A 25,904-nucleotide genomic window follows, 5' to 3' on the forward strand; every position below is an offset into this window, starting at 1 on the left:
GGGCACCCGTCACGGGTGCCCCGCCCTCCGGCCGGCGGTGTCGGTGTCCCGTCAGGCGAGGCGCACCGGAAGGGACTTGTGTCCGTTGGAGATGAACGACTCCATCGGCTCCAGCTCTTCGGCCGGCACCGCGAGCGCCAGGTCCGGGAAGCGCTCGAACAGGGCGGGCAGGGCGATGCGGGCCTCAAGGCGGGCCAGGGGGGCGCCCAGGCAGAAGTGCGCGCCGTGGCCGAACGAGAGATGGTCCTTGTCGGCCCGCGTGAGGTCGTACGTGTCGGCCGTGTCGCCGTGCACCGCCGGGTCGCGGCCGGCGGCGCCGTAGGCGATCAGGATCGGCTCGCCCTGGCGGATCACCACGCCGTCGCCCACGTCGATGTCGGCGACCGCGTAGCGCAGCGGCAGGTTGGCCACGGGCGCTTCCGCGCGCAGGGTCTCCTCGATGACGTCGTCCCACGACGCCTCGCCCGAGCGTACGAGCGCCAGTTGGTCGGGTTGCGTCAGCAGCGCGTGGATCGCGTTGTCGAGCAGGTTGACCGTGGTCTCGTGGCCCGCCGAGAGCATCAGCAGCAGCGTGTCGACGAGTTCGCTCTCGCTCAGCGTCGCCGCGTCGCCGTCGGCGGCCTCGTCGCGGGCCGTGATGAGGCCCGAGGTGAGGTCGTCGCCGGGGTTCTCACGCTTCTCCGCGATGAGCGTGGTGAGGATCCCGTAGACGCTGACCTGGGACGCGGTGATCTCCTCCGCGGTCGCGGTGGTGCGGAAGATGGTGTCGACGGCCGCGTGCAGGGCGGGCTTCGACTCGTCGGCCACGCCGAACAGCTCACAGATCACGTTGATCGGCAGCGGGTATGCGAAATCCCTTCGCAGATCCGGGTATTCACCGTCCGGCGTGGCGGCGATGCGGTCCAGCAGCGTCGCGGTCAGCTCCTCGACGCGCGGTTGCAGCGCGGCCGTACGCCGTGCCGTGAACGCCTTCGAGACGATGTTGCGCAGGCGTTTGTGGTCGCCGCCGTACGCCGTGAACATGTTCTGGACCGAGACCCAGATCTGCAGCGGCCAGTCCGCCGGGATCTCGCCGTTGATCCACGCCGGCCAGTGCTGCCGGGTGTCCTTCGACACGCGCGGGTCGGTCAACAGGCTCTTGATCAGGTCCTGGCTGGTTACCGCCCACGCCTCCACGCCGCCAGGGAGTGCCACCAGCGTTGCGGGACCTCGGGCGCGGAGCTTGGCGTGCTCGCCGTGGATGTCGTTTCCTGCGGCGTCGATGACGTAGGGGGTGGATTCGTCGGATCGGCCGGACCCGCCGACTCGGCCCGGCTGCCTTGACTGCTCGACCACGCGTTGTCTCCAAGCTGCGATGCGGACTGTGCGGCAGATTGCGGCGGAAGAGGCCGTGGCGCGGCGGACTCCTGTCCCGATGCGGCCAGCAGCGGCGTTGACGCCGCAAAGGGCTGTACCGGCGGGAAAGTCACCGGCAGTTCAGCCAGTGCCCGGTGGAACGGCCCCGGGCGCCAGCGTAGTTGGTCGGCGGGGACGGCCAACTCCAGGTCCGGCAGACGATCCAGCAGGCGTTCGATCGCGACCGAGGCGATCAATCGGGCGCTGTCCTTGGCGGGACACGCGTGCGGGCCCGCACTCCACGCGAGATGCGCGCGGTTACCGGCCCGCTGGCCGCCGGCCAGCGCGGGGTCGGTGTTGGCCGCCGCGAAACTGACCACGACCGGCTCGCCCTCACGCAGGCGTACGCCGGCCAAGTCGACGTCGTGCAGCGGGAAATGCACGCCGTAGTTCGCCATCGGCGGGTCGGTCCACAGCACTTCGTCGAGCGCGTCCTCGATCGGCATGTTGCCGCCGGCCAGGTCGCCCGCGAACCGCTCGTCGGAGAGCAGCAGGAGCAGGCTGTTCGCGATCAGGTTCTGCTGCGGCTCGGTGCCGGCGCCCATGAGCAGCGCCAGTTGATGGACCATCTCCTCGTCGCTGAGCTCAGCCGGATGAGCGATCAGCCACGACGTCACGTCGGCTCCGGGCTTCTCCCGCTTCAACGCCACGAGTTCGAAGGTGCCCTCGGCCAGCAGCGCGTTGGACGCCTCGGCGTCGGTGACGTCGAAGATCCCGGTCATGCCGCGCACCAGCTTCTCGGCGATGGCCGGCGGGCAGCCGAACATCTCCATGAACACCAACACCGGGACCGTCAGTGCGTATTCGCGCCGCAGGTCGACCTTGCCGTCGGCGGCGAAACCGTCGATCAGCCGGTCGGCGCTGCGTTCGACGTAGTCGCGCAGCTCGAACGAGTCGATCCGGTCGAGGCTGTCGCTGATGGCCGCGCGGTAGCGGGCATGCTCCTCGCCCTCGGTGAAAAGGGCGTTGGGGCGGTGACCCATCATCGGCAACAGCGGGTTGTCCGGTGCGATCCGGCCGTCGTTCACCGCCTTCCAGCGGCGCGGGTCCTTGCCGAACGTGTCCGGGCTGCGCAGCAGTTGCAGCGCCGCGTCGTACGACACCACCAACGAGGCCTCGACGTCCTCGCCCAACAGGACCGGCGCGACGGCGCCGTGGTCCTGCCGCAGGCGGGCGTAGACCGCGGCCGGGTCCTTCGCGAACTCCGGTCCGTACAACGGCACTCCGGCGAGGCCGTGGGCGGGGCAGCCGGGCGGCGGGGTGGCCTCGGGCGCGGACTCGGCGGTGGCGGTGCCGTCATGGGATCTGTCGGTCAACTGGCTGACTCCTGGGGGGTGCCGGTGCGGGTGAGGAGGTACTCGACAAGGGCGATCAACGCCTCGGTGGACGACCGTTCGTCGCGGGCGTCGCAGAACACCAGCGGCGTCTCGGGGAGCAGGTCGAGCGCCTCGCGGATCTCGCCCTCCGTGTGGTGCGGCGAGTCGGGGAACTGGTTCATCGCCACGGCGTACGGCAGGCCGTGCTCCTCCAACACGCCCATCACCTCGAAGGACTGGTCGAGGCGGCGGGTGTCGGCGAGCACCAGCGCGCCGAGCGCGCCACGCGTCATGTCCTGCCACAGGCGCGTGAAGCGCTGCTGCCCCGGGGCGCCGAACAGGTAGAGGACGAGTTGGTCGTTGAGCGTCAGGCGGCCGAAGTCCATGGCGACCGTGGTGGTGGTCTTGTCCGGCACGCCGCGGAGATCGTCGACCAGGGCCCCGGCCTGCGTCAGCTTCTCCTCGGTGTGCAGCGGCCGTATTTCCGACAGCGTGCTGACGAACGTCGTCTTGCCCACCGCGAAGTGGCCGACGACCAGCAGCTTCACCGACGTTCGCACGCTGGGCCGCAGATACATCGCACTGTCGGCGGAAGCCGAGCGCACGTCAGAGGCGAGCGCGGAGTCCATCAAGCACCTCCTGAAGCAGCTTGGCCTCGGGGAGTTCGGCCTTGGGAATGGGGGCGCGCGTAAGGATGTGCCCGGAGTCGACGAGGTCCGCGAGCAGCACCTTGACGACGCTCACCGGCAGCGCGAGATGCCCCGCGACCTCGGCGACCGACAGCGAGCCGGGGCGGCACAGTTCGACCAGCCGGCGCTTCTCCGGGCTGAGCCCGGACGTCGGGGCGTTCTGCGTCGCCAGGACGAGAGTGACCAGGTCGAAGGTGTTGCGGCTGGGGTGCGCGCGGCCGTCGGTGACGACGTACGGGCGGACGAGCCCCTTGCCGCGCCGGTTGTTCATGCCCGGATCCCCTGACGCGGCGGACTGGTCATCTCCTTGCCAAGTCGGTCCACGAGCTTCTGCATCGCATACGTCACGGCTTCCATGTCGACGTTCTCGGACGCCGACACGGCCAGGTACGCACCCGGCCCCGCCGCCACGAGGAACACGTACCCGCCGTCGAACTCGACCAGGGTCTGGCGCCACGGGGTCTCCGCCGGGCCGGCGAACTCCGAGGTGCTGCGGCTGATGGACTGGAGCCCGGACAGCGCCGCGGCCTGCCGGTCGGCTTCGTCGCGGTGGATGCCGCGCGAGTGGGCGCGGAGCATGCCGTCGGCGGACAGCAGGATCGCGTGCCGCGCCTCGGGGACGCGCAGGGCCTCGTCCAGCATCCACCCGAGGTCGTTTTCACCGTGCTCGTTCATCGCTGCGTGATCCCCTTGTCCTGGTCGTCGCCGTGGAGGGCCTCCGGGGCGGCCGTGTCGGTCGTGTCGGTCGGGTCTTCGGTTCCGGCGGGCACGCTGCCCGCCGCTGTGTTCGCGTCATGGCCGTTGACGCGTTGGACGGCAGCCCGCCCGGAGCGCGTGCCCCGTGCGAACGCGCCCATGCGGGAAGCGGTCTCGTGGACGGAGCGCCCGCCGGTGTCGGTCGACTCGTCGGAGCCGGCCGTAACTCCGCCGGAGGCTCCGGCGTCCGTCGCGGCGGCGTCCCGGCGGCGGCGCTTGGGGAGCCCGCCGGCGGTCGAGCCGACGATGTCCGCGGCCGACGGGGCCGGAGCGGACGCCGCGGGTGCCGGGCTCGGTGCGGCGGCGGACGGCCCGCGGACCTCACGTACGACTCCGACCCCGTCGTCCGGGGTCAGGTGGGTGAGCAGCGCCTTGGGCAGGAACAGGACGGCCCGCACACCGCCGTACGGGGAACGCGTGTCCACCGAGACGCGGAAGCCGTACCGCTCGGCGAGCACGCCGATCACCGGGAATCCGAACTGCGGCGGGTCGCCCAGGCGGTTGATGTCGACGGCTGTCTGCCCCTCCAGCCACCGCGAAGCCTGCTGGATCTCCTGGTCGTTCATACCGACACCGGCGTCGTCGATGACGATGCAGGCACCGTTGTGCGCGGGCTGGATGTTGACCTCGACCGTCGTGTTCGGCTGCGAATGCCGCGCGGCGTTGTCGAGGAGTTCGGCGACCGCGAGCACCACCGGCTCGACTGCGCGGCTGACCACGGCGGTCTCGACCTGCGCGTGGACCTGGACGCGCCGGTAGTCGCGGATGCGCGACTTCGCCCCGCGCGCGACGTCGACAAGTGGGGAGGCGGCGCGCTGTCGGCCCGGCCACGAACCGCACAGCACGGCGATCGCCTGCGCGCGGCGGCCGAACTGCGCGTTGGCGTGGTCGATTTCGAGCAGGCCGCCGAGTACGTCGGGGTGGTCGTGGCGTTCCTGCATGTCCGATATCGAGAGCTGCTGCTCGTGTGCCAGGCCCTGGAGGGCACGCATCGCACCCTTCAGCGCAGCCTTCGCGGACTGGTCGGCGCGTACCCGGGCCCTGCTCACCGCACCGGCGAAGGTCTCCTCGATGAGGTGCACGCTCAGCGCGTACGACGTGCCCTCCAGGCGAGGGTCGAGTGCCTTGGGCGCGGGCGGACGCGCCTGCTCCAACAAGGGCAGTCGTGCCTCGACCATGTGCCGCAGGCCGGTGTCACGGGCCTCGACGGCCGCCTCAAGCTCGGCGATGGTGCGTCTGCGTGCCGACGCGGTCAGCGCGACGCGGATCAGCAGGGCGGCAAGCACGATCGTCGCCGCGACCAGACACCAGAACACCGGGGACGGAACGCTATCTGTCATCGGATCCTCGGAAGGGCCTTGGGACGGGCGGGCAAAGCGGCCCCATCCTAATGCGAGCAATTACGACCAGTCAGAGGTCGTAAGCGGTACGGGAATTGGTCTTTGTCGGGTATGAACGGACAATGCCTGTGAATTTTCCGGTCTCAACCGGCCGCCGGGTCCGCGCGGGAGGCGACTGCGGGCACCGCCCCCTGATCTGCGTGAAAACGCTCCCACGCGGCGTGCGGAGGCCTTGTCGACGAGGGTGAACACGGCGTAATGGAACGCCCGTTCGGTTGCCCGAAAATTGATCGGGGAACGTGTTCTCGTTCACCGGCATCGGCGGGTGCACCAACCGGCCTGTGTGCCACAGCTGTTCGCCGAGCGCGGAACGAAGGCCGGACCCGGACGATCCGAACGCCCCGGCGGAATCATCGTCGTGAGCCCGAGGTTGCCAGGGCCGAGCCGACTGTCACGACGAGAGCAGAGGCAAGAGACGATGATTGTCGAATACATCCGCTACACCATTGCCGAGCCGAACACCGCCGAGTTCGAGGCCGCGTACGCGCGAGCGGCGGCATCATTGCGTGCGTCCCCGCAGTGTGTGGACTACGAACTGACGCGGTGCACCGAGGAAGCCGGCGCGTACATCCTGCGGATCCGCTGGACCTCCGCCGCCGACCACTTGGAGGGCTTCCGTGCCGGCGAGCACTTCCCGGCGTTCTTCGCCGAGATCAAGCCATACGTCACCGCGATCCAGGAGATGCGGCATTACGAGGCCACCGAAGTCGTCGGCACCGGCGGCTCGAACCCCACGCTGTACGAGTGGGCGGGCGGCGCCCCCGCGCTCGAACGCCTGTTCACCAAGTTCTACGCGCGGGTGGCCGACGACGAACTGCTCGCGCCCGTCTTCGCCGACATGGACGAACACCACGCCCGGCATGTCGCGCTGTGGCTCGGCGAAGTCTTCGGCGGCCCGGCCGCATACAGCGCCGACCACGGCGGCCACCGCCACATGGCCGCCAAGCACATCGGCAGGGGCATCACCGAGGAACAACGGCGCCGCTGGGTCGCGCTGCTGTGCGACACCGCCGATGAGGTGGGGCTCCCCGCCGACCCCGAGTTCCGCGCGGTCTTCGCCTACTACCTGGAGTGGGGCACGCGCATGGCGATCCTCTACTCCGGCCCCAACCCGCCGCCCCTGACCGAGGCGCCGATGCCGCGCTGGAACTGGGCACTCACGCCGCCGTACCGGGGGTAGCCACGGGGGAGGCGGGCAGCGGCAGCGCGGATTACCGATGCGCGACCGATTCCGGGTACGCCGTGCGCGCGTAGCGTCCTGGACTGCCGGAACAAACCCAGGAGGACCCGATGACCGCCTACGCTTTCGCCCACCTGCGCTCCGTCGACTTCAACGCCGACATCGTCACCTACCTGCGCAAGATCGACGCGACACTGCCGCCGTACGACGGCCGCTTCATCGTCCACGGGAAGACGCCCGAGGTCCTCGACGGGAGCTTCGAAGGCGTCCTCGTGATCATCGAGTTCCCGTCGGTCGAGCGGGCCAAGGCCTGGTACCACTCGGAGGGCTACCAGGAAATCCTCCACCTGCGCGTCGCCAACTCCGACGGCGGTGCCGCGATCGTCGAGGGCGTGGGTCCCGACTACCGCGCGGCCGACATGGTGGCGGGCCAGTGAATCTCTCGGGGTGAACCGGGTGGGTGGCCTTCCCCTTCGCTCAAGGAGGTTCCCACCCGAACACCAGCCGAGCCGCGCACGCGCAACGGGCGCGGACACAAGAAAAGACCTGCGAGGTGGGCTCCCTGTCGCCGGCATTGTCCGGATCAGGTGCCAGGGGTCGCCACTTCGTCACCTTCGACGTCGCGGCCTCTCAGCCGGACCTTCCGTCCTCGATGAGAGTCATGGTGCCCACTCTCTCCGAGTCTTCCGATCAAGCTCCCTCGCTCGCCCCGCAGGCCACTTCCCAAGTTACGCCGCGCCCCTACGGGCGACAAGACCGTTTTCAGAAAAATGTCGGATTTTCCATCGTCTCTTGGTTGCCCGTGATCAGCGTCACCGCGAGTCACATTGGGCGCACAGTCAACACCGTTGTCGCCACCGGCTCGGCCTACGGGCACCTCTCCGGTTCCACGAGCCGCACTCAGTGCGCGTGGTCCCCGTGCTCCTCCTCCCCGGCACCCGACGGCGAGTTGCCCGGGAGCGGGGTCGCAGGCACAGACGTCGGGGAGGCCGGTGACGGCTGTGGTGCCGACTGGGCGGACGCACCCACCGTCACGGTGAACTCGGCTGTCCGCACCACGCCTTCGTGCTGGAAGTCCAGGTAGAGGCGGTAGCTGCCGGGGCTCGGGGCCTGCGCGTGGAACCCGATGCCCGGGCCGGCCGCCGTCTTGCCGTCGCCCGGTTCGCCCTGCGGGTGGACGTGCAGGTAACCGAGGTCGCCCTGACGCAGTGCGACCAAGTGCCCGTAAGCCCCCAGGTAGGGCTGCAAGTCGGTCACCGGAACGCCGCCCTTGCTGACCGACAGTGTCAACAAGCTGTCCGCCGTGGTCAGTTCGCCGTCCAGCGTGACCGTGTATCCGTCCACCTCGGCGGTCCGCGCGGGCACGGGCAGCGGTGTCGCGCGATACTCACCGCCCGACACCGAGACATCTGCACCCAGCGTCAGACCGCCGGCAGGATCGCCCGCAGGCACGAAGTCCGCGAAGATCCGGTAGTCGCCCGCCTCCGCGAAGGTCAGCGGCACCGACCACGTCCCGTCCGAGCCGAGCACCGGGTGCACGTGCTGGAAGCCCGACAGATCGCGCCGGGCGACGATGAGATGCAGGTCCTTCTCATGCGAACGCTCGTAACGCGTCCACGGAGCACCGTCCGGACCCACGATCCGGAACCGGAAATCCTCGGCGACCCCCACGCGCAACGGCTCGGCCTGCGGCACCAGCGTGTAACCGCGCTCGGACACCTGTAGTCCGCCCACCGCGGCAGGCTCGGCCCCTCCGTCCGGCGAGGCGGCGGCGGTCTCGCCGTGCCCGTGCCCGGAACGCTTCCCGTCCCGCACCGGCTCCACCGCGCTCCCGACACCGAACGCCGCCCCGAACGCCAGAGCGACGCAAGCACCGTACGCACCAACACGAGTGACCGTATTCATCGCCGCACTCCTTGAACATGACCGGACGGCAAGCAATCCGCCCGCAGACCCCGAGCATCGCCCCTACGCCACTCACATTACCCCTAGGGGGTATGGGTATCAACCCATCTGTGGGCAGCGCGACGTCCCGCCGGCAGCCCCGGAGCGGGAACCGACTCGGCGGGCGCCACGGCGACCGCCGTACGGCTGGCGATCGAAGGGGGCGCGTCCGGTGGACGACGGAGAGAAACCGCAGTTGTTCGTCGACAGATGGGCCGGCGCGGTGGGGCAACGCGGTGTGGGAGGCGGTCGCGGCCGGTGCTCCTGTATCGACCGGTCGCGCGCCGACCGGCAGCGGCGGGTCCAATTCCACCTCGATGTCCAGGACACCGAAGCGCCGGGACGGCTGCGCCGCTCGAATCGGTCGAAGAGGCCGCGGCCGACAAACGCGAGGTTTTCGAACGCTCGCGGACCTCACCGCAGAGGAACGGCGCCAGGTGGTCACAGCCCCGCCGACAATCACCAATCCGAAGCCGGCCCCCAGCCGCCCGCGCTGATCAGCGCGGGCGGTGAGGAAAACCGATGAGGGCGTTCTCGGGAGACCGAGAACGCCCTCATCGGGTATCGCTCTGCTGAGTGCGCCGCCAGGGACTCGAACCCCGGACCCGCTGATTAAGAGTCAGCTGCTCTAACCAACTGAGCTAGCGGCGCCTGTTGCGATGTGTAGAGGTTAGCAGGGCGGGGTGGGGATCAAGAAATTGGATCCCGGGGCCGCGTGCGGAGGTGCGGGGGCGGGGCGTGCGTGCCGGGGTGCGGGGAGGGGAAGGAGGGTGATTTTGCGTGGGCGTTTCCTGGGGGGCGGGGGCGTTGCGGTGGTGCGGGGGCACGGGGTCGTGCGGGGGCGGTTGAGCACGTATTCGCTGGTTGTGGGCGTGATGGTGGGGTGTGGGGAGCGGCCCGGAAGACGCGATGGCGGGGGACGCGGGGGTGGCGCCGGTTTCCGGACATGTGCAAAGTGGTCCCCGCGGACAGCTCACGACGGGTACCGTCAGGATCACGGCCCGCCATGCTCGGCTTCGTCTGCGCTGACGGACCGAACCCGTGGGCCGTGCATCTCTGGGGAGGACGCCGATGGCCATACGGCAGGGTGGCGGCTCCTCTGCGTCCGGCAACGTCCGTCTCAAGGCGCTGCGGCATGCCATGGGCTGGGTTTCGCAGCAGCAGCTCGCCGACGCGTTCGAGAAGAAGGCTCTCGAATGCGGTCTTCGGCTGGCCGTGAGCGTGCGCCAGGTGCGGCGCTGGGAGAGTGCGGACCCGCCGTGGCCCACGCCTGATTATCAGAAGGTATTGCAGGAGCTGTTCGGTCGGCCCCTCGCCGACCTCGGGTTCACTCCGCCCTGGCAGGCGGACCTCGATGCCGCGCCGCCCCCGCCCACGGTGCCACCCCAGCAGCCGCGGGCGTACGGCGGGGCCCTCAACGGCTCCGCGGATGTGCCGCGTTCGCCTTCCCGGCCCGGGCGCTACCGCATCACTCCGCGCGTCGGCGAGGGGCAGCCGGGGAACGGTCGTGCCCCTCAGCCGCAGAACGGCACCTTACGGCGTGCGGTGCCCCCGCCCCCCGGTTCGGCGCCGGCCCCCGGCCTGATGCCCGAGCCCATGCACAAGGTGGAGCCGCGCGCGGATACGCTCCCGCCGCCGTCGTCGCTTCGCCCGTCGGGGTTGATCCTGCCGGGGCAGGCGGGCCCGGTGCCGCGTCCGCCCGGGGAGCGCCCTCGGGCGTCGACTCCTGCCCTGCTGCGTGCCGTCGACCGCGAGGAGCGGGTGGGCGGCCTGCCCGATCTCACCGACCTGGTGCCCGCGCCGGGGCGTACGGGGCGGCTCGGTTCACCGGTGGCCGACCAGTATGCGCGGCTCACGGCCTCGTACCGGCAGATGTACTGGGTCGCGCCCGCGCTGATGACGTACGACCCGGTCGTCAGCCACGTGCTGCTGGGGGACAAGCTGCTGAAGGCCCCCGGCCCCTCCCGGCCGCGCCGCGTGTTGGCGGCATCGGTGTCGGAGACGGCGATGCTCGCGGGGCGGATCGCGTTCTTCGACCTGGGCAACGAGTTGTACGCCCGCCGCTTCTACCAGCTGGCCGAGCAGGCGGCGTACGAAGCGCAGGAACCCCTGCTGCGGCAGGCGGTGTTCGCGCATCAAGCGTTCATGCCGGCGTTCAACGGGCGCACGGGGGAGGCGCGCGCGCTCATCGCCAGGGCGAACCACGTCGGCGCACTCGCGGATGCGGGCGCTCCGGCGCTCATGCGGTCGTGGTTGTGCGCCGTCAACGCCGAGATCGAGTCGCTGGTCGGGGACAAGGACATCGCGCTGCGGCTGATGGACCGCGCCGAAGACCTGCTGTGCCACCCGGACGAGAACGAAGTCCCGGCCTGGCTCGACTTCTTCGACTCGGCTCGGCTGTGGGGTTTCCGCGGCGGCGCGGAGTTGGCGGCCAAGCGGTACGACGCGGCCCGTGAGGCGCTGACGGATGCCCTCGGCGATCTCCCCGCCTCCGCGGCGAAGCAACAGGCCGTGACGTGCGCCGATCTGGCGCGTGTCGCGGCGGCCAGCGGTGATGTGGACGAGGCGAGCGGCATGCTGTCGCGGGCCCTCGACGCGCTGACGAGGCAGTGGTATGCGACGGCGATGGACCGCATTTGGGAAGTACGGGGCAGCCTCGAACCCTTCAAGAACGCGCAGTGCATCAGGCGACTCGATGAGGAGCTGGCTGCTTGGCAGAATGTGGAGGGCGGGGAGGAAGAGCAACCGCCGAGGCTGTCCTGACGGGCGCGCGGCGGTGCACGGTATTGCTGTGGTCGGCGTCGAACCCGGCCCCGCTGCCGCTTCCCGTTTCTCATTTGCCCCCGCCGCAAGGAGGCAGGGCACCGCGCTGCGTACGCGCGACCATCGCCGTCGGCGGTGACGGCCATCTCCGGTCCGCAGTGAGGGCCTTGGTGTCGCTGCTGCCGCCATGCGGAGGTCCGGGCAAGCCGCGCCAGGAAGATCGGAACGGGTGTACAGCCCGCCGTGTCATACGCATGAGCCACACTGTGGCGGGACCGCATCAGCCCGACGACGGTACGGAGCCGCACACCACGCCATGGGCACCACCGACTCACGACTCGACCTGCTGCGGGGGTCGTTGCCGACGCGCAATCACAACGCGCGCACGGTGGCCGCGCTCGCCGCGAACCCCGGCTGTGCGCGACGCGGTGTGATGGACGCCGCCGGGGTAGACAAATCCGTGCTCGCCGCTCGGCTCGGCTTTCCGATGGCCTACGGCCAGTCGCCCTTCGCCATCGTGCGCGGACACGCCTTCGAGGCGCAGGTCAAGGAAGAAGGCGGCGCGGGACTGCGGGAGTTGCTGCACGATGTGCTCGGCGTCCCGGCCGACGACCTGGCCCGGGGCGAGTACGCCGAGCTCGGCGGCGACCTGCCCGACAACGCTCCGCAGGACGACCGCCGCCCCGGGCGCGAGGAGCGGGTGGGCCGCACGCGGACCGCGCTCCGGCGCACGCTCGAAGCCGCGCGCCCCGGCGTATGCACGATTCTCGACCACCCGCTGCTGCCCCTCGACGTCGCGGGCAGCCGGGCGTATCTGGAGCCCGACGCCATGGCGTGCCTGATCGCGGGCCGCCTGCACATCGTGGAGATCAAGTCGTTCTCGGTGATCGACGGCAGCGCGGACCCGGGCAAGCTGGCGTCCGCCGCGCGTCAGGCCGCGGTGTACGTGCTCGCCCTTCGGCAGACCATCGCGGAGCTCGGTTATCCGGCCGACGTCGTGTCGACCGATGTCGTGCTCGTGTGCCCCAAGGACTTCTCGAACCAGCCGACGGCGGCGATCCTCGACATTCGCAAGGAGCTCGCCGTCACCCGCCGCCGGATCGCGCGCCTGGCGCGCACAGACGACCTCCTTGCGCTCCTGCCCGCCGGTCTGACGTTCGACCTCCCCGAGGAGGCCGGACCGCCCGCGGTGGCCGACGCGGTCCGCACGGTTCCCGCGGCGTACCTCCCCGACTGCCTGTCGACCTGCGAACTTGCGTATTTCTGCCGGGCGGAGGCACGCGCCTGCCACAGCGGGCACGGAGCCGGCGGCCTGGTCGGCACACTCGGCACCGCGATCCGCGGCGAGCTGGGCGGCATCGACGACGTCGGGCGCGCGTTGGACCTCGCGGACGGGAAGTGCCCCCCGGCGCGCGGTGAAGAGGAGATCGCCCGCCTGCTCCGGCGCGCGGAAGCACTGCGGCGCGAAGTGCTCGCCGGGTCGGGCTGCGACCAGCCGGAGGTCGTCCGGTGAGTGCGGTGCGCGCTCTCGGCAGGCTGCGTGCCGCCGCCACCGGTTACGCGCAGCCCGCGGCGACCGTCCGGCACCGGTACCTGTCCGACCGGCCCGTCGTGTTCGTGCCCTACGGCATGTCCGGCGAGGCGTTCGCCCCCCTCGCGGCGCTGGTCGGGGACGACCCCGCGGCGCCGCATCTGCTGGTCGTGCCGCAGCCGCGTGACCGCAGCCGGCGGTTCGCCCACGTCGCCGAACTCGCGAGGGTGATGCTGCCGTACCTCACCGAACACCTCGGCAAGACCGAGACGGTCGAGCGCCGCAACGACGATCCCTACGAACGCACGCTCGACGCACCGCAGTTCATCGTCCCCACCACGGGCGGCATCGAATACCTGCGCCTGCTGGGCCGGTCCACCCGTTTCCGGCGCACCGAGGGCGAGTACGCCGTGCACCCGGACGTTCCCCTCCTCGGCCGCTGGACGACCTGGCTCGCCGAGCGCGCGCGTACGCCCGGCTCGTGCGTCCTGCTCGCCCTCACGGACCTGCTCACCCAGACCTGGGCCACCGGGCAGAGCAACCTGGAGGACCACGAACTCGCCTCGCTGATGGGGTGGATCGACCCGGCGCCCGGCCGCACCGGCGCCGAGACCGCACGCGAGGCGGAAGGCGCCCCGCCCGCAGGCCCCGCGTCCGCACCCGCGTTCGACGAGAAACTGGCCCCGCTCATCGCCGCGTTCGACACCGCCGCCCGCGCGGGCCACCCGCACAGTGTGGCGCGCGCCGAGGAGCGCATCCGCGACGCCGTGGGTGCGGAGCTGATGCCGACCTGGCATCGCGTGTGGCGCGGCATCGAATTGCTGCGCGCGCTGCCCGCGGGCGCGTCCGTCGCGGGACGCTGGGACACCGACCGCATGTCTTACAGCCTCTTCGCAGCGGATTTGGAGAGCCCCGACTCACGCCCGCAGCCGCGCGTGCCCGGAGCGGTCGCGGCGGCACAGCAGTTGGTCCGCCGTGAGCAGGCACAGGCCCGGCTGGAAAACGAACAACTGCGCGACGACCCGCTGTTGATGGCCGAGGCGCGCCTCGTGGGTCAGGCCTTCCGCGGGCACGTCACCGAGGTCGACGCGGACCGCAAGGTCGTCGAGCCGGGGAGGAAGCAGGCCCGGCCGCGACCGCTGTTGGTCGTGCACACCGCCGACGAGCCGCTGCTGCCGCCGGCGACGGAGCTGGAGTGCGTGGAGCGGCCGAAGGCGAAGGCGAGGCTGCTCGGTGTGGTGGACGGGCCCGACGGCATGCACGAAGTGCAGCTCGAACTGACCGGCGGCATGGGACGAGGCAAGACCCCGGACGAGGGGAGCGTCCCCGAGCCGGGGGAGGTGTTGTGCTGGACGTTGGTCGCGCCGGGATTCCGCGGCGGCCCGAAGTGGCCGACGCCGGAGGAGACTCCGTGGACGCACGGCGGCCCGCCCGAGCCGCCCGTCGAACGCGACGAGGACAGCGAGGAGGCGGCCACGGCCTCGCGCGAACCGGACGCCGACGAACTCGCCGCGGCCGAGGAGCCGTGGTCGTGACGACAACCGTTGCCCGACACCCCGGCCACCCCACTCGGGAGACCCCGCGATGCCCCTGACCACGCCCCTCGACGAGGGCTTCGTCCCCGGCCCGGCGTCGTTCGGCGGCCATGACGCGGACCCCGCCCTCGCCGCCGCACTGGTGACCGACGCCGTGCTCGCCGACCTCGCGTCCGGCCGCCACCGGGGCGTCGTGGTCGACTCGCCGCCCGGCGCCGGCAAATCGACGCTGGTGGTCAAGGCCGCCGCCGAGATCGCCGGGCGGGGAGACCGGCTCATGATCGTCGCGCAGACCAACAACCAGGTCGACGACCTTCTCGTGCGGCTCGCGGACGACTACCCCCACCTGGTGCTCGGCCGGCTGTCCGCCGCCGATTACCGGCCGACCGACGAACTCGCCGAGCCGGTGCAGATCGCGGGCAAGGCCGCGGACCTCGACGGGTGCGAGGTCGTGGTGGCCACGGCGGCGAAGTGGGCGCTGGTGGACGACCGCCGCTGGGCCTGGGCGATCGTCGACGAGGCGTACCAAATGCGTTCGGACGCGCTGCTGTTGGTGGCGCGCTTGTTCGACCGGGCGTTGTTCGTGGGTGATCCGGGCCAGCTCGATCCGTTCGCGACGGTTGATGCGGGCCAGTGGCACGGCCTGACGTACGACCCGTCGCAAAGTGCGGTGGCCGTGTTGCGCCGCCACAATCCGGATCTGCCGGTGCACCGGCTCCCCGTCTCGTGGCGCCTGCCCGCGACCGCGGCACCGTTGGTCTCGGAGGCTTTCTACCCCTTCACGCCGTTCCGCTCGGGAACCGAACTCGGCACGAGGGCAATGGCGTTCGAGGCGTCGCGCCGCCACGATCCGTACGACCGCGTCGTGGACGTGGCCGCGGACTCCGGGTGGGGCCTGCTCGAACTGCCGTCCGCTTTCACGCTCCCCTCGGACGAGGAAACCGTGCGTACCGTCGCGGAGTTGGCCTCCCGTGTGCTGGCCCGACGAGGGACGACGCTCTCCGAGCGGGGCGAAAGCCGCTTGGACGCCGCACGCATCGCCGTCGGCGTGAGCCACCGCGAGCAGCGCTCCCGCGTCGAGGCGGCACTCCTGCGGCTGAACGCGGAGGTCCCGGGCGCCGAGGACATCGTCGTCGACACCGCGAACCGGCTCCAGGGAAGGGAGTTCGACGTCACGGTGTTCCTGCACCCGTTGTCGGGGCGGCGCGACGCGACGGCGTTCCATCTGGAGACCGGCCGCCTGTGTGTGCTCGCCTCACGGCACCGGCACGCGTGTCTTGTCGTCGCCCGCGCGGGAATCCCCGAACTCCTGGACGCCCACCCGTCCGCGGAGCCCGTCCACCTCGGCCTCCCGGTGTCCTTTCCGGACGGCTGGGAGGCCAATCAGGCGGTGCTCGCCACACTCGCCGAGAACAGCGTGAGGCTGGACTGACCGGCCCCGCCCCGTCAGTCGCCACGCTTGGCGATCAGCCGGTCACCGTACTCGATCATCTTGACGGTGTACGCCTCGCTCCAGCCGGCCATCGCGGCAATCTGCGCGGGCTCCAGGCGGTCGAACCGCCTGCGGTCGGCGAGCCTGGCGACGGCTATCGCCTGGTAGTCGACCGCTTTGTCGGCAGCGGCACGGAAGGCCTCCGCGAGCTGCGTCGACCGTTCGAGCATCACCAGCGGGTCGGTGAGGTCGTCCAGGTCGAAGAACCGCTCCTCTTCGCGTTCGAACACCGGGGGCTCGAACAACAGCCGGGCTGGTCGGACGCGCGGCTTGGACGGCTCTGGCGGCATGACGTGCTCCTCCTGGCGTGGCGACGGCCCCCCGTGACGACGATGTGGGCATGCCCAATGTCGTTGCCGCTACGCACGTGACCCACGAGTAACCACGATCATGCCGACACGATTCGGTGCAAGCCACCTGGACCGGGCAAATTCTGGCACACACAAAGAAGTTCGCATCTCGGCACCCGGCAATCCGCTTGGCGGACGCAGGAGTTGCGGCCGGGAACGTCCGAACGTGCCGTGAACAGGCCGTGGCCGCAAAAGCGGTCCGCGCAAGGACGCGAACGGGCTCGTTGCGACACGCCCCCCGAATGACTCGTGCACGTCGGCACGGTCAACGCAAGCAGGCACAGCATCGACGCAGCTCGACGAATGCCGGCGCACGTCGACGGCACGACCGTCACACGGTGGTGCAGTACCGGCCGAGGCGAGTCGGACAAGGGGGAGCCGCTCAGTCAGGTACCCCGGCCGGTACGTCTATGGGTTCGGTCCTCGGCCCCGGCCTCGGGGGCGCCGCGCGGGCGCCGCAGCCGGGCCTCGGGGGGCGGGACCGTCGACCGGGTCGTCAGGAGACCCGGGTGTCGGCGAGCGTGCGCGCCGCCTCCGCAATCGCCGCGCGCACATGGTGCAGCGCGGTCAAACGCCCTTCCGGGCTCGGCGGGACCAGCCACACCAGGGGCCCGTCCTCGCAGTCGGCCGGCGGCACCGTGATCCAGGCGCCGCGCCCGTGGTGGCGCGGACCGACCGCGCGCTGCCGGGGCGTGGGCGCGGCCGCGGCCGGGGGCACCAGGAACCCGATGCGCCGGTAGCGTCGGTCCGAGATGACCGGACCGACCGCGACGCGGTGCGCGTACAAGGCGCCGAGGGCCTCGAAGCCGAGCCGGTCCTCGACCTCGATCACGTCGAACGTCTCGCCCGCCGCGACCAGGCGTGGCGCGTAGGGGTTGCGGATCGGGTCCTGCGGCACCACTGCCGTCCTGGTGCGGTTGACGTCGGCGTTCAACGGAGGCGTCCTCTCTCGTCGGTGCGCGGGCCGTGGTTCCGGACCGGGGGCCGGGACGTGGTTCCGAGCCGCTCGGCGGGTGGCCGTCGTGCGGAGAACCGTGGTGGAGCTAGCCGGTCGTGCGGTGACGGGTGCCGGACGGTGCGGCCCGGTGCGGCAGGCGCCTGTCGCGGAAGCCGGGTCCGGCATGTCCGGCGGGTGGCCTGACGTGGTGCCAGGACGTCCTCCCGCCGTCCTGAGAACGATGCAATCAGGTCGGCACCGTCTGTGACGAGGTCGCCACCGGGGACTCCTGGAGGACTCCCGGAGGACTCTTGGCCGCGGAGAGGCCGGATTCGATGGCGGCACAGGACCCCAGGCGGCCAGGATCGACAACCGGTAGGCCTTCCTCTCCTTTCCCTTCTGCGATCCGTCACCGAAGCGCGTCACCGTCACCGCCACCGGCACCGTCACTGGCAGCGCCACCGGCACGGTCACGGACGACGCCGAACGGGTGCGGAGCGGTACGGGCATGCCCCATCACCCCGACGCGCGTGGAGGAACGCGGTGCAGCGACGTAGCTTCTTGGCCGGTGCCGCCGGATTGGCCGCGGGCGCGCCGGTGACCGCGCCGCGCCGTGCCGCGGCCGACTCCGGCAGCGTCGATCCCGCGGCGTATGCCCGGACGACCACCCGGCTCCGCGAGCAGTACTGGACCCACGAACCCGCCCGCCTCCTGCCCAAAGTCGCACGCCACGTGCGCGTCGGCGCCCGTCTCATGAACCGCCGTCCCGACTCCCGGGTCGCCGCCGCGCTCGCGGAATCGGCGCTGCTGGTCTCGCGCATAGCGTTCTTCGACCTGCAACTCGGCGTCGAGCGCGTCGAGCCCTGGCAGGATCTCGCCCTCGCCGCGGCCGACGCCGCCGACGACGGCGCCCTCGGTGCCGCGGTCCTCGGCCACATGGCCTTCGCCCCCGCATGGTCCGGGCGCGGCGGCGAGGCACGCGGTCGTCTGGCCGCGGCCCGGGCCAAGGCGTCGCGCGGCGGCGCCGGCCCGGTCGTCCACGCCTGGCTCGACGCGGTGGCCTCCGAGGCCGAAGTCCGGCTCGGCAACCCGTCCGGCGCCTTCCGGCTCCTCGACCGGGCGGCCCAGACCCTGGCCCCGGTGCAGTCCGACAACACGTCGGCCGGCACACCCGAGTGGCTTGATTGGTTCTCCGGCCCGCGACTCGACGGATTCCGCGGCGCCGCCGAACTCGCCGCGGGACGAGCCGACCAGGCCAGGGCCGCCCTGCACCGCACCCTCGCCGGGCTCGCGCCGGAAGCAGACAAGCAGCGCGCGGTGACCCTGGCCGATCTGGCCGCGGCCGCCGCGGCGGGCCGCGAGCCGGAGGACGCGTGCGGCCTGCTTCACCACGTCCTCGACCTGGTCGAGCGCCAGGGCTACGCGACCGCCGTGGACCGCGTGCGCACGGTACGCGCCGCACTCACTCCGTGGGCCGGCGAGCGCTTTGTCGCGGAACTCGACGACCGCCTGGCGGCCGGTCAGGCGACCTCGTCCCCCGACCCGGCCGCCTGACCGCCGGGGGTTGCCCGGCGGCCCCCGCCACGGGCGAGACCGTCACGCTCGGGGATCCCGGCTGCCGCCGCTCAACCGCACGATCTCGCCCGGCAGTTCGTCGAGGGACGTCAGCAACACGTCCGCCACCTCGCGCAGTTCCGTGTCCGCCGCGACCAGCAGTCCCCACGGCCCGCGTCTGATGTGCGCGGTGCGCAGACCCGCCCGGTGCGCCGGCCGCACGTCGTTGTCCAGGCGGTCGCCGACGTAGAGGATCTCCGCGGCGGGAAAAGGGCATTCGCCCACCAGCCTCTCGAAGAACGCCGCGTCGGGTTTGTTCGCGCCCCAGTCGTCGGAGGTGGCGATCAGGTCGACGCCCAAGTCGAGGCCGCGCAAAATCGATCCCGCATTGACCGTCTGATTGCCCGCCACACCGAGCCAAAGGCCCATCCCCTGCAAGGCCTTCAGGCACGGCCGCACGTCCTGGTAGAGGTCGTCCTCGCCGAACCACTCGGGTCTGCCGGCCGCGGTCCGGGCGGCGCGTTCCGAGTCCAGGTCGAATCCGGGGCGAAAGCGCTGGAACGTTTCGCGGTAGTCGAGCCCCTGGGCCAGCACCATGCCGAACACCGCGGAGAAAGTGTGCCGGGGGACCCCGAGCCAGTCGGCCCATGTTCCGTACTCACGGCTCTCGTCGACCAGGGTTTCGCCCACGTCGAACACCACCGCGTTGATCCTCATGAGACTGCTCCCGCTCCCGATTGCCGCTCGCGTATCCCGGTCCCCGACGGGCGCGACTCGGGTGACCCGGGCGCGGGACCTCCCAGACGGTATCGCGACGCGGGCTTTTCGGACGCGGGAACCGCGCGTCCTCGCAGGGAGCACGGACGCACGTGCCCCGTCGCATGCCCGGCGCACGGGGGTCGCCGGCGCCCTGCGCGCCGGGGCGCGCGGGAAGACGCCGCACCGTGTCGGCTGCCTCTTCGGTTTCGCGCGGGCATTGAGGACGCGTTCCCCCCATGGTAGAACCAGTTCCACTTTTCGTACCGGAGGTTGCCGTGGCCGACTCCGCCGCCGTCCCCCGCCCGCAGGTCAGCAACCGCGACCTCGCCGAAGTGCACGACCGACTCGTCGCATGGCTCGCCGGACGGCTGCCGGCCGGTGCGGATCCGCGGATCTCCGAGCTGAGCGTCCCCGCCACCAACGGCATGTCGAGCGAGACTCTGCTGCTGGACGCCTCGTGGTCCGGAGAGGACGGCCCGCAGACCGAAAGCTGCGTCGTGCGCATGTGCCCGGCCCCCGAGGCCAAACCCGTCTTCCCGGCCTACGATCTCGACAAGCAGTACCGCGTCATGGCCCTGGTGGGCGAGCGTTCCGGCGTCCCGGTCCCCCACCTGCTGTGGAACGAGCCGGACGAAGGTCCGCTCGGCGCACCGTTCTTCGTCATGCGCCGCGCGGCGGGCAGCGCTCCGCCCGACGTCATGCCGTACACGATCGACAGTTGGCTGCTGAAGGCCTCGCCGGCCGAGCGCCGCCGCCTCCAGGAGGCCTCGGTCGCCGTCGTCGCCGACATCCACCGGATCACCGCGACCCCCGACGAGACCGCCTTCCTGGCGCTGGACCGGCCCGGCGACACCGCGTTGCAGCGCCACCTCGCCGACCTGGAGGCCTTCTATGTGTGGGGCACCGAGGGCCGCCGTGTGCCCTTGCTCGACCGCGCGTTCGCGTGGCTGAGGGAATACCTCCCCGACGACACCGCGCCCGACGTCATCAGTTGGGGCGACGCGCGCATCGGCAACATCCTGTACGTCGACTTCACCCCGACCGCGGTCCTCGACTGGGAGATGGCCGCCGTCGGTCCGCGCGAACTCGACCTCGCGTGGATGGTGTTCATCCACGATTTCTTCCAGGACATCGCCGTCCGCCACGGCGGCCTCCCCGGCATACCGGACCTGTTGCGGCGCGAGGACGTCTACGCCCAGTACGAGCGCCTGACCGGCCACACACCGGCCCACACCCGATACTTCGAGGTGTACGCGGCCGTCCGCCACGGCGCCGTCATGGCCCGCATCGCGCACCGCCAGGTGTTTTTCGGCGAACGCACGATGCCCGAGAACCCGGACGAGACGATCCCGCACCGCGCGCTCATCGAACGGATGCTCGACGGTACCTACTGGGACGACCTCCCGATCGGCTCCGCGGTCCCGGGCGCGACCGCCGAGGCCACCACGGAATGAGCGACGCCTCGGCTGTTGTTCGAACAGTGTCACTGCCGGTATCACCCGGGCGGGTGATGGTGGGGGAGAGCCGCCATCCGCCGGACGAGCCCGCCGGACTTGCCGGTAGCATGAACCACCGGGGCGATGCTCCGGTGTTCGACTGCCGGAGGTGCTGATGACGATCGGGGGGATCGACCCGCCTGTTGGGGCGGGCGCGCGAGAGGCGACGTCCCGTCCGGTCGAAGCACGTGTCGAAGCACGTCCGGACCCGCGCGAGGACGCCGCGGCCGCAGGCTCCGAGCGAGCGAGCCGCACCACCCGTCGTCCCGTGCAGCGCTTGAGCCTCGCCGCCGCGACCTTCCTCATCGGCGGCAGCCGGCGCCGCGGCCCGGAGGCGCCGGAAACCCTGATCCCGCTCGTGCAGGTCCACCGTGCGCACCACCCGAAGGCCGATATCGCGTTGCTGCAACGGGCGTTCGTGGTGGCCGAGATGTCGCACCGGGGCCAGATGCGCAAGAGCGGCGAGGCGTACATCACGCACCCCCTGGCCGTCGCGACCATCCTCGCCGAGCTCGGCGCCGACACCACGACACTGGTCGCGGCCCTGTTGCACGACACCGTTGAGGACACCGACCTCACCGTCGACCTCGTCCGCGAGTCGTTCGGCGACGACGTCGCGCACCTGGTCGACGGCGTCACCAAGTTGGAGAAGGTCGACTTCAACAACCGCCAGGAGGCCGAGGCCGAGACCATGCGCAAGATCCTCGTGGCCACCGGCCGCGACCTGCGCGTGACGGTCATCAAGCTCGCCGACCGGTTGCACAACATGCGGACCATCCGGCACATGCGCCGGGCGAGTCAGATCCGCATCGCGGAAGTCACCCGCGACGTCTTCATCCCTCTCGCCGAACGACTCGGCATCCATGTGGTGAAGGCCGAGCTCGAAGACATCGTCTTCGCGACCCTCAAACCCGACGAGCACGCCGACACCGTCCGCGCGCTCGCGGAAGGGGCGGCCGAGCGCGCGGAGGCCGCCGCCGCGCTGGCCGGCTCGATGCGCCGCGAGCTGCGCGACGCGGGCATCGACGCCCAGGTCACCCCCCGGCCCCGGCACCACGTCTCCGCGCGACGCGTGAAGCTCCGCCGAGGCGACGCCGCCCTCGGGCCGTTCGACCTGGCGCGGCTGATGGTCGTGGTCGACGCCGACACCGACTGCTACGCCGCGCTCGGCGTGCTGCACACCCGGTGGACGCCGCTGGCCGGTGAGTTCAAGGACTTCATCGCGACGCCCAAATTCAACCTGTACCAATCACTGCACACCGCGATCTCCCTCCCGGGCGGCGACGTCGTCGAAGTGCTGATCCGGACGCGCCGCATGCACCGGCTCGCCGAGTTCGGTGTCGTCGCGCACACCGGTGACGACGGCAGCAAGGAACGCGGCCAACTGGAGTGGCTGCACCGGTTGTTGACGTGGCAAGGCGGCATCCCGGACGCCACCGCGTTCTGGTCGCAGCTCACCGCCGACCTCTCCGCCGACCGCGAGCTGCTGGTGTTCACCCCCGGGGGCCGGCCGCTGACCCTGCCAGCCGGTTCGACGTGTGTGGACGCGGCGTATGCGATCGGCGAGCAGACCGGCCACCGGTGTATCGGCGCGCAGGTCAACGGCCGCCTGGTAGCCCTCTCTTCGGTGCTCGCGGACGGCGAGACGGTATCGATCATCACGGCCCCGCCGAACGGCGCGGGCCCTTCTCGTGAGTGGCTCGGTTTCGTTCGCAGCCCGCTCGCGCGGGTCGCCATCGAGAGCTGGCTCGCCGAGCACCCCGAAAACGGCGAGCCGGGTGGAGAGCCCGCGGGAGCACCCGTACCCGCGGCGGCCCCGCCGGTGTACGAGGACGGTCCCGAGTCGTCGCTCGGCAACCTGGCCGCGAGCGGCGAGGCGGCGAACGCCATGGCCATGGGCGTGACGGCCGAGCCGGACGCGGGGGCGAGCCTGGTGTCGGTCCCCGGGTCCCCCGGCGCACCGATCCGCCTCGCCCGATGTTGCACGCCGGTGCCACCGGACGAGCTCGCGGGCTTCGTCATCCGCGGCGGGACGGTGGCCGTGCACCAGCGCGAGTGCTCCAACGTCCAGCAGATGATCCGCGCGGGCCGCGACATCGTCGCCGCCGCGTGGCTGCCCCACCAGGCCGAGCAGGGCTATCGCGTCACCGTGCAGCTTGAGGCGCTCGACCGCCCCCGGCTGCTCGCGGACGTCACCGCCGCGATCGACGCGGCGGGCGCCGACATCACCTCGGCGTCGATCGCGCCGCCACAGCAGATGCGGGTCCGCCAGACCTACACCATCCGCCTCGCCGACCTGTCGACCCTGCCGCACCTGCTGCGCGCCCTGCGCCGGGTCCAGGGTGTGTACGACGTCTACCGGGCCCGCCCGCGCATCCACCCGCGGGTCGCGGAGACTCGGGGCGAGAACTAGGGCGCGTCGTCACACCCCCGCCGGGGCCGTGTGGTCCGGCGTGAAGAGATCGTCATCGGCCAGGCCGGGCGCGGCTTGCCTGGGGGCCCGGTCAGGGGCCGACGGCGGTGACGCCCGATCCGCGCAACTGGTCGTTGAACCGTGCCAGGGAGTCGGCCAGCATCTCCAGTTCCCCGACGGGCCATGCGGCGAAACGGTCCTGCAGGACCGCAACGGTGTGCCGCCGAGCGTCGGCCAGCCGCACGCGACCGGCGTCCGTCAGGCTGATCAGATGCGACCGCCGGTTGCTCGGATCGATCTCCCGCGTGATCGATCCTGTCTCTTCCAGTGCGGTGAGCTGTCGGCTGATCGTTGTTTTGTCGAGGTTGAGCCGACACGCGAGTGCCTTGCCGGTCGTGGTGCCGCCCTCGTCCAGGCTCACCAGGAGGTAGTACTCGGCCTGGGTGATCCCCGCGGCGTGCAGCGGCGGTGTCATGAGGCCGCGCAGCAGCCGCGTGGCGGCGCCGACTTCGCGGAGAACGCGCCTTCCGGCGTCTCTCACGTCCGTTTGTTCTTGCTCGTCCACGCCCGACACCTCGTCACCGACAGCCCTGTGTGCCCAAGCGTGCCGTACAACGGTTGCTTGACACAACTTCGCTGGTGGCGGCCCTGTCGGTCAGGCCCCACATGCGCGGCTACCCGGTCGACTGACTCGGCGTCATGCGGTTCTCCCAATACGCCAGTTCCTCACGCACCGTGACCACCTGCCGGTGCTGCGCGCCCAGCACCCGAGTCATATCCGGGATGAGTTCGCGAAGCAGCCGGACAGCCTCGTGGGCGTTGCCGGACCGCCCGACACACAGTGCGAGTTCGCGCCGCACCTTGAGCGTCTCCGGGTCGTCGGGACCGTGTACGGCCACGTAGTCCGGCAGCATGTCGCGCAACAGCACCGCCGCGGCCTCGGGGTTTCCGGCCTTCGTGGTCCAGTACGCGAGGCTTCGCCGCACCCGCAGTGTGCCGGGGTGCTCGGCGCCGTACATGTGTCCGTAGTCCGACACCAACTGGCGCAGCAGCCGGACCGCCGTACGCCGGTCCCCGGACTTGCCGAGGTGGTACGCGAGATCGTCCCGGACCCCGAGCGTGCGCGGGTGATCGTGGCCGAAGATGCGGACGTACTCGGGCAGCAGTCGGCGCAACAGGGCGACCGCGTCCTCGGCGGGCAGGCCCGGCAGCTCGTCGAGACTGCGGGCCAGGGCCTCCACCTGCGCCGATACGGACAGCAGCCGGTCGGGCGGGTGAGGCGGCAGCGCGTCGAGGAGGCTGCGTACCTCGGCGGCGCTCTGCGGCCGGTCGTCGGGGTTCTTGGCGAGAAGCGCGAGGATCAGCTCGCACACCGCGTCGGGAAGGTCCTCGCGGACCCGCGCCGGCGAGTCGGGCTCGACGTGCACGTGGCGGAACAGCAGGCTCGGCACGTCACCGAATCCGAACGGCGGCATGCCGGTGAGGAGTTCGTAGATGAGGCAGCCGGTCGAGTACAGATCGGAGCGTGGGTCGACCTCGGCGCCGTTGGCCTGTTCGGGCGACATGTAGGCGGCGGTGCCGAGCACGGCCCCCGGGCGGGTCAGCGTCCCGCCCGCGGCCAGGGTCTTCATGAAGCGCGCGATGCCGAAATCCAGGACCTTCAGTACGCCGCGGTCGCTCGCCATGATGTTGGCGGGCTTGATGTCGCGGTGCAAGACCCCCGCCTCGTGCGCGACTTCCAGCGCGTCGCACAGCTGCCGCGCCCAGTCCAGGACACGCGGCAGCGGCAGCGGCCCCTCGTCGGCGGCGACCTTGGCCAGGGACCTGCCGGCCACCAGCTCCATCGTCACGTAGACGACCTCACGCGAACCCGGTCCGTGCGCGGCCCCGGTGGCTTCCCCGGGGTCCGGGCGGGTCCGCAGCGACGTGGCCGCCGTGGGGGGCGAATCCGGGTCCTCGGGATCGGCCGGCCGCAGTATGCCGGTGCCGAAGTCGTGGATCGTGACGATATGAGGGCTTGCCAGCGTGCCTGCCGTGCGTGCTTCGCGGGCGAAACGGTCTGCCGCGCCGGGCACGCCGAACACGTCGCGCAGCAGTTTGACGGCGACGAAGCGGTGCATGTGGGTGTCCCGGGCACGCCAGACCACGGCCATGCCGCCCGAGCCGAGTACTTCGATCAGCCGGTATCGGCCGGCGAGCCACCACTCACCCACGCCCCGTACGCCTCCCTTGTCGTCCCGCGCTGATTGTCCCGCAGGCGGGCGTCAACCGGGAGGACACCGGCTGACCCGTTCTGATCTCGGGCGGAAGTGTCCGGACAGGAGGGGCCAGTCCGGGCGCCGGGTAACGTTCACCGGCCCGGGGGGTTGGGCCGGGCTCGGTGCAATGTCGCGC

At 71.3% G+C, this 25,904-nt stretch carries 21 protein-coding genes and 1 tRNA gene; 9 read left to right on the forward strand and 13 right to left on the reverse strand.

Annotation, left to right across the window (positions count from 1 at the left end; genetic code table 11):
• Positions 1 to 51: 51 nt before the first annotated feature.
• The 6 genes from ACRX5W_RS06305 to ACRX5W_RS06330 are packed head-to-tail and all read right to left on the reverse strand — an operon-like array spanning position 52 to position 5,496.
• Complete coding sequence (locus tag ACRX5W_RS06305) at positions 52 to 1,242, reverse strand: cytochrome P450 family protein (protein ID WP_436787498.1); 1,191 nt, start codon at positions 1,240 to 1,242, stop codon at positions 52 to 54.
• Positions 1,158 to 2,711, reverse strand: a complete 1,554-nt coding sequence (locus tag ACRX5W_RS06310; RefSeq protein ID WP_436786940.1) for a cytochrome P450 — start codon at positions 2,709 to 2,711, stop codon at positions 1,158 to 1,160. Before ACRX5W_RS06310 ends, ACRX5W_RS06305 begins: the two co-directional genes overlap by 85 nt.
• Positions 2,708 to 3,340, reverse strand: coding sequence for a GTP-binding protein (locus ACRX5W_RS06315; protein WP_436786941.1), 633 nt, complete (start codon positions 3,338 to 3,340; stop codon positions 2,708 to 2,710). The genes ACRX5W_RS06310 and ACRX5W_RS06315 overlap by 4 nt, the downstream gene beginning before the upstream one ends.
• Positions 3,318 to 3,671, reverse strand: a complete 354-nt coding sequence (locus ACRX5W_RS06320) for a DUF742 domain-containing protein (RefSeq protein ID WP_436786942.1) — start codon at positions 3,669 to 3,671, stop codon at positions 3,318 to 3,320. Before ACRX5W_RS06320 ends, ACRX5W_RS06315 begins: the two co-directional genes overlap by 23 nt.
• Positions 3,668 to 4,075 (reverse strand): roadblock/LC7 domain-containing protein, encoded by a 408-nt coding sequence (locus tag ACRX5W_RS06325; RefSeq protein ID WP_436786943.1) that lies wholly within the window; start codon positions 4,073 to 4,075, stop codon positions 3,668 to 3,670. The genes ACRX5W_RS06320 and ACRX5W_RS06325 overlap by 4 nt, the downstream gene beginning before the upstream one ends.
• Positions 4,072 to 5,496, reverse strand: coding sequence for an ATP-binding protein (locus ACRX5W_RS06330; protein ID WP_436786944.1), 1,425 nt, complete (start codon positions 5,494 to 5,496; stop codon positions 4,072 to 4,074). The genes ACRX5W_RS06325 and ACRX5W_RS06330 overlap by 4 nt, the downstream gene beginning before the upstream one ends.
• 478 nt (positions 5,497 to 5,974) lie before the next feature.
• Between ACRX5W_RS06330 and ACRX5W_RS06335 the strand changes: the two genes are divergently transcribed.
• On the forward strand, positions 5,975 to 6,736 hold the full coding sequence (locus ACRX5W_RS06335) for a group II truncated hemoglobin (protein WP_436786945.1): 762 nt from the start codon (positions 5,975 to 5,977) through the stop codon (positions 6,734 to 6,736).
• Between the two features lie 110 nt (positions 6,737 to 6,846).
• Positions 6,847 to 7,173 (forward strand): DUF1330 domain-containing protein, encoded by a 327-nt coding sequence (locus ACRX5W_RS06340; protein WP_436786946.1) that lies wholly within the window; start codon positions 6,847 to 6,849, stop codon positions 7,171 to 7,173.
• A 463-nt stretch (positions 7,174 to 7,636) separates the two neighbouring features.
• Here ACRX5W_RS06340 and ACRX5W_RS06345 read toward each other — a convergent pair whose 3' ends face one another.
• The gene (locus ACRX5W_RS06345) at positions 7,637 to 8,641 is read right to left on the reverse strand and encodes a hypothetical protein (RefSeq protein ID WP_436786947.1); all 1,005 of its coding nucleotides are present in this window, start codon (positions 8,639 to 8,641) and stop codon (positions 7,637 to 7,639) included.
• 616 nt (positions 8,642 to 9,257) lie between these two features.
• Positions 9,258 to 9,331 (reverse strand) — tRNA-Lys (locus tag ACRX5W_RS06350).
• 420 nt (positions 9,332 to 9,751) lie between these two features.
• Here ACRX5W_RS06350 and ACRX5W_RS06355 point away from each other — a divergent pair.
• From ACRX5W_RS06355 to ACRX5W_RS06370, 4 genes are all read left to right on the forward strand, one after another.
• Positions 9,752 to 11,443 carry a hypothetical protein gene (locus tag ACRX5W_RS06355; protein WP_436786948.1) on the forward strand — a complete coding sequence of 564 codons (1,692 nt, stop codon included), beginning with the start codon at positions 9,752 to 9,754 and terminating at the stop codon, positions 11,441 to 11,443.
• A gap of 316 nt (positions 11,444 to 11,759) precedes the next feature.
• On the forward strand, positions 11,760 to 12,956 hold the full coding sequence (locus tag ACRX5W_RS06360) for a hypothetical protein (protein ID WP_436786949.1): 1,197 nt from the start codon (positions 11,760 to 11,762) through the stop codon (positions 12,954 to 12,956).
• On the forward strand, positions 12,953 to 14,509 hold the full coding sequence (locus ACRX5W_RS06365; protein ID WP_436786950.1) for a hypothetical protein: 1,557 nt from the start codon (positions 12,953 to 12,955) through the stop codon (positions 14,507 to 14,509). The genes ACRX5W_RS06360 and ACRX5W_RS06365 overlap by 4 nt, the downstream gene beginning before the upstream one ends.
• Before the next feature lie 49 nt (positions 14,510 to 14,558).
• The gene (locus ACRX5W_RS06370; protein ID WP_436786951.1) at positions 14,559 to 15,941 is read left to right on the forward strand and encodes an AAA family ATPase; all 1,383 of its coding nucleotides are present in this window, start codon (positions 14,559 to 14,561) and stop codon (positions 15,939 to 15,941) included.
• Positions 15,942 to 15,955: 14 nt separating this feature from the next.
• Here the strand turns inward: ACRX5W_RS06370 and ACRX5W_RS06375 are convergent, their stop codons facing one another.
• Together ACRX5W_RS06375 and ACRX5W_RS06380 are read right to left on the reverse strand one after the other, a co-directional pair.
• Complete coding sequence (locus tag ACRX5W_RS06375) at positions 15,956 to 16,291, reverse strand: hypothetical protein (RefSeq protein WP_436786952.1); 336 nt, start codon at positions 16,289 to 16,291, stop codon at positions 15,956 to 15,958.
• Between the two features lie 556 nt (positions 16,292 to 16,847).
• Positions 16,848 to 17,285: a hypothetical protein gene (locus ACRX5W_RS06380; protein WP_436786953.1), complete on the reverse strand. Its 438-nt coding sequence runs from the start codon at positions 17,283 to 17,285 to the stop codon at positions 16,848 to 16,850.
• A gap of 546 nt (positions 17,286 to 17,831) precedes the next feature.
• On the opposite strand from ACRX5W_RS06380, the gene ACRX5W_RS06385 reads away from it, so the two are divergent.
• The gene (locus tag ACRX5W_RS06385) at positions 17,832 to 18,842 is read left to right on the forward strand and encodes a transcriptional regulator (RefSeq protein ID WP_436786954.1); all 1,011 of its coding nucleotides are present in this window, start codon (positions 17,832 to 17,834) and stop codon (positions 18,840 to 18,842) included.
• Between the two features lie 42 nt (positions 18,843 to 18,884).
• On the opposite strand, the gene ACRX5W_RS06390 is transcribed toward ACRX5W_RS06385, so the two are convergent.
• A complete protein-coding gene (locus ACRX5W_RS06390; RefSeq protein WP_436786955.1) occupies positions 18,885 to 19,559 on the reverse strand; it encodes an HAD family hydrolase in 675 nt (224 codons plus the stop codon).
• A 317-nt stretch (positions 19,560 to 19,876) separates the two neighbouring features.
• Here ACRX5W_RS06390 and ACRX5W_RS06395 point away from each other — a divergent pair, with 317 nt between their 5' ends.
• Together ACRX5W_RS06395 and ACRX5W_RS06400 are read left to right on the forward strand one after the other, a co-directional pair.
• Entirely contained in the window at positions 19,877 to 21,055 is a 1,179-nt protein-coding gene (locus ACRX5W_RS06395; protein WP_436786956.1) for a phosphotransferase family protein, read from the forward strand.
• A gap of 157 nt (positions 21,056 to 21,212) precedes the next feature.
• Entirely contained in the window at positions 21,213 to 23,510 is a 2,298-nt protein-coding gene (locus ACRX5W_RS06400) for a RelA/SpoT family protein (protein ID WP_436786957.1), read from the forward strand.
• Between the two features lie 91 nt (positions 23,511 to 23,601).
• Here ACRX5W_RS06400 and ACRX5W_RS06405 read toward each other — a convergent pair whose 3' ends face one another.
• Positions 23,602 to 24,075 carry a MarR family winged helix-turn-helix transcriptional regulator gene (locus ACRX5W_RS06405; RefSeq protein ID WP_436786958.1) on the reverse strand — a complete coding sequence of 158 codons (474 nt, stop codon included), beginning with the start codon at positions 24,073 to 24,075 and terminating at the stop codon, positions 23,602 to 23,604.
• Positions 24,076 to 24,184: 109 nt separating this feature from the next.
• On the reverse strand, positions 24,185 to 25,723 hold the full coding sequence (locus ACRX5W_RS06410; protein ID WP_436786959.1) for a protein kinase domain-containing protein: 1,539 nt from the start codon (positions 25,721 to 25,723) through the stop codon (positions 24,185 to 24,187).
• Positions 25,724 to 25,904: the final 181 nt, after the last annotated feature.

Origin of the sequence: Yinghuangia sp. YIM S10712 (genome assembly GCF_051388935.1) — a bacterium.
Lineage (GTDB): Bacteria > Actinomycetota > Actinomycetes > Streptomycetales > Streptomycetaceae > Yinghuangia.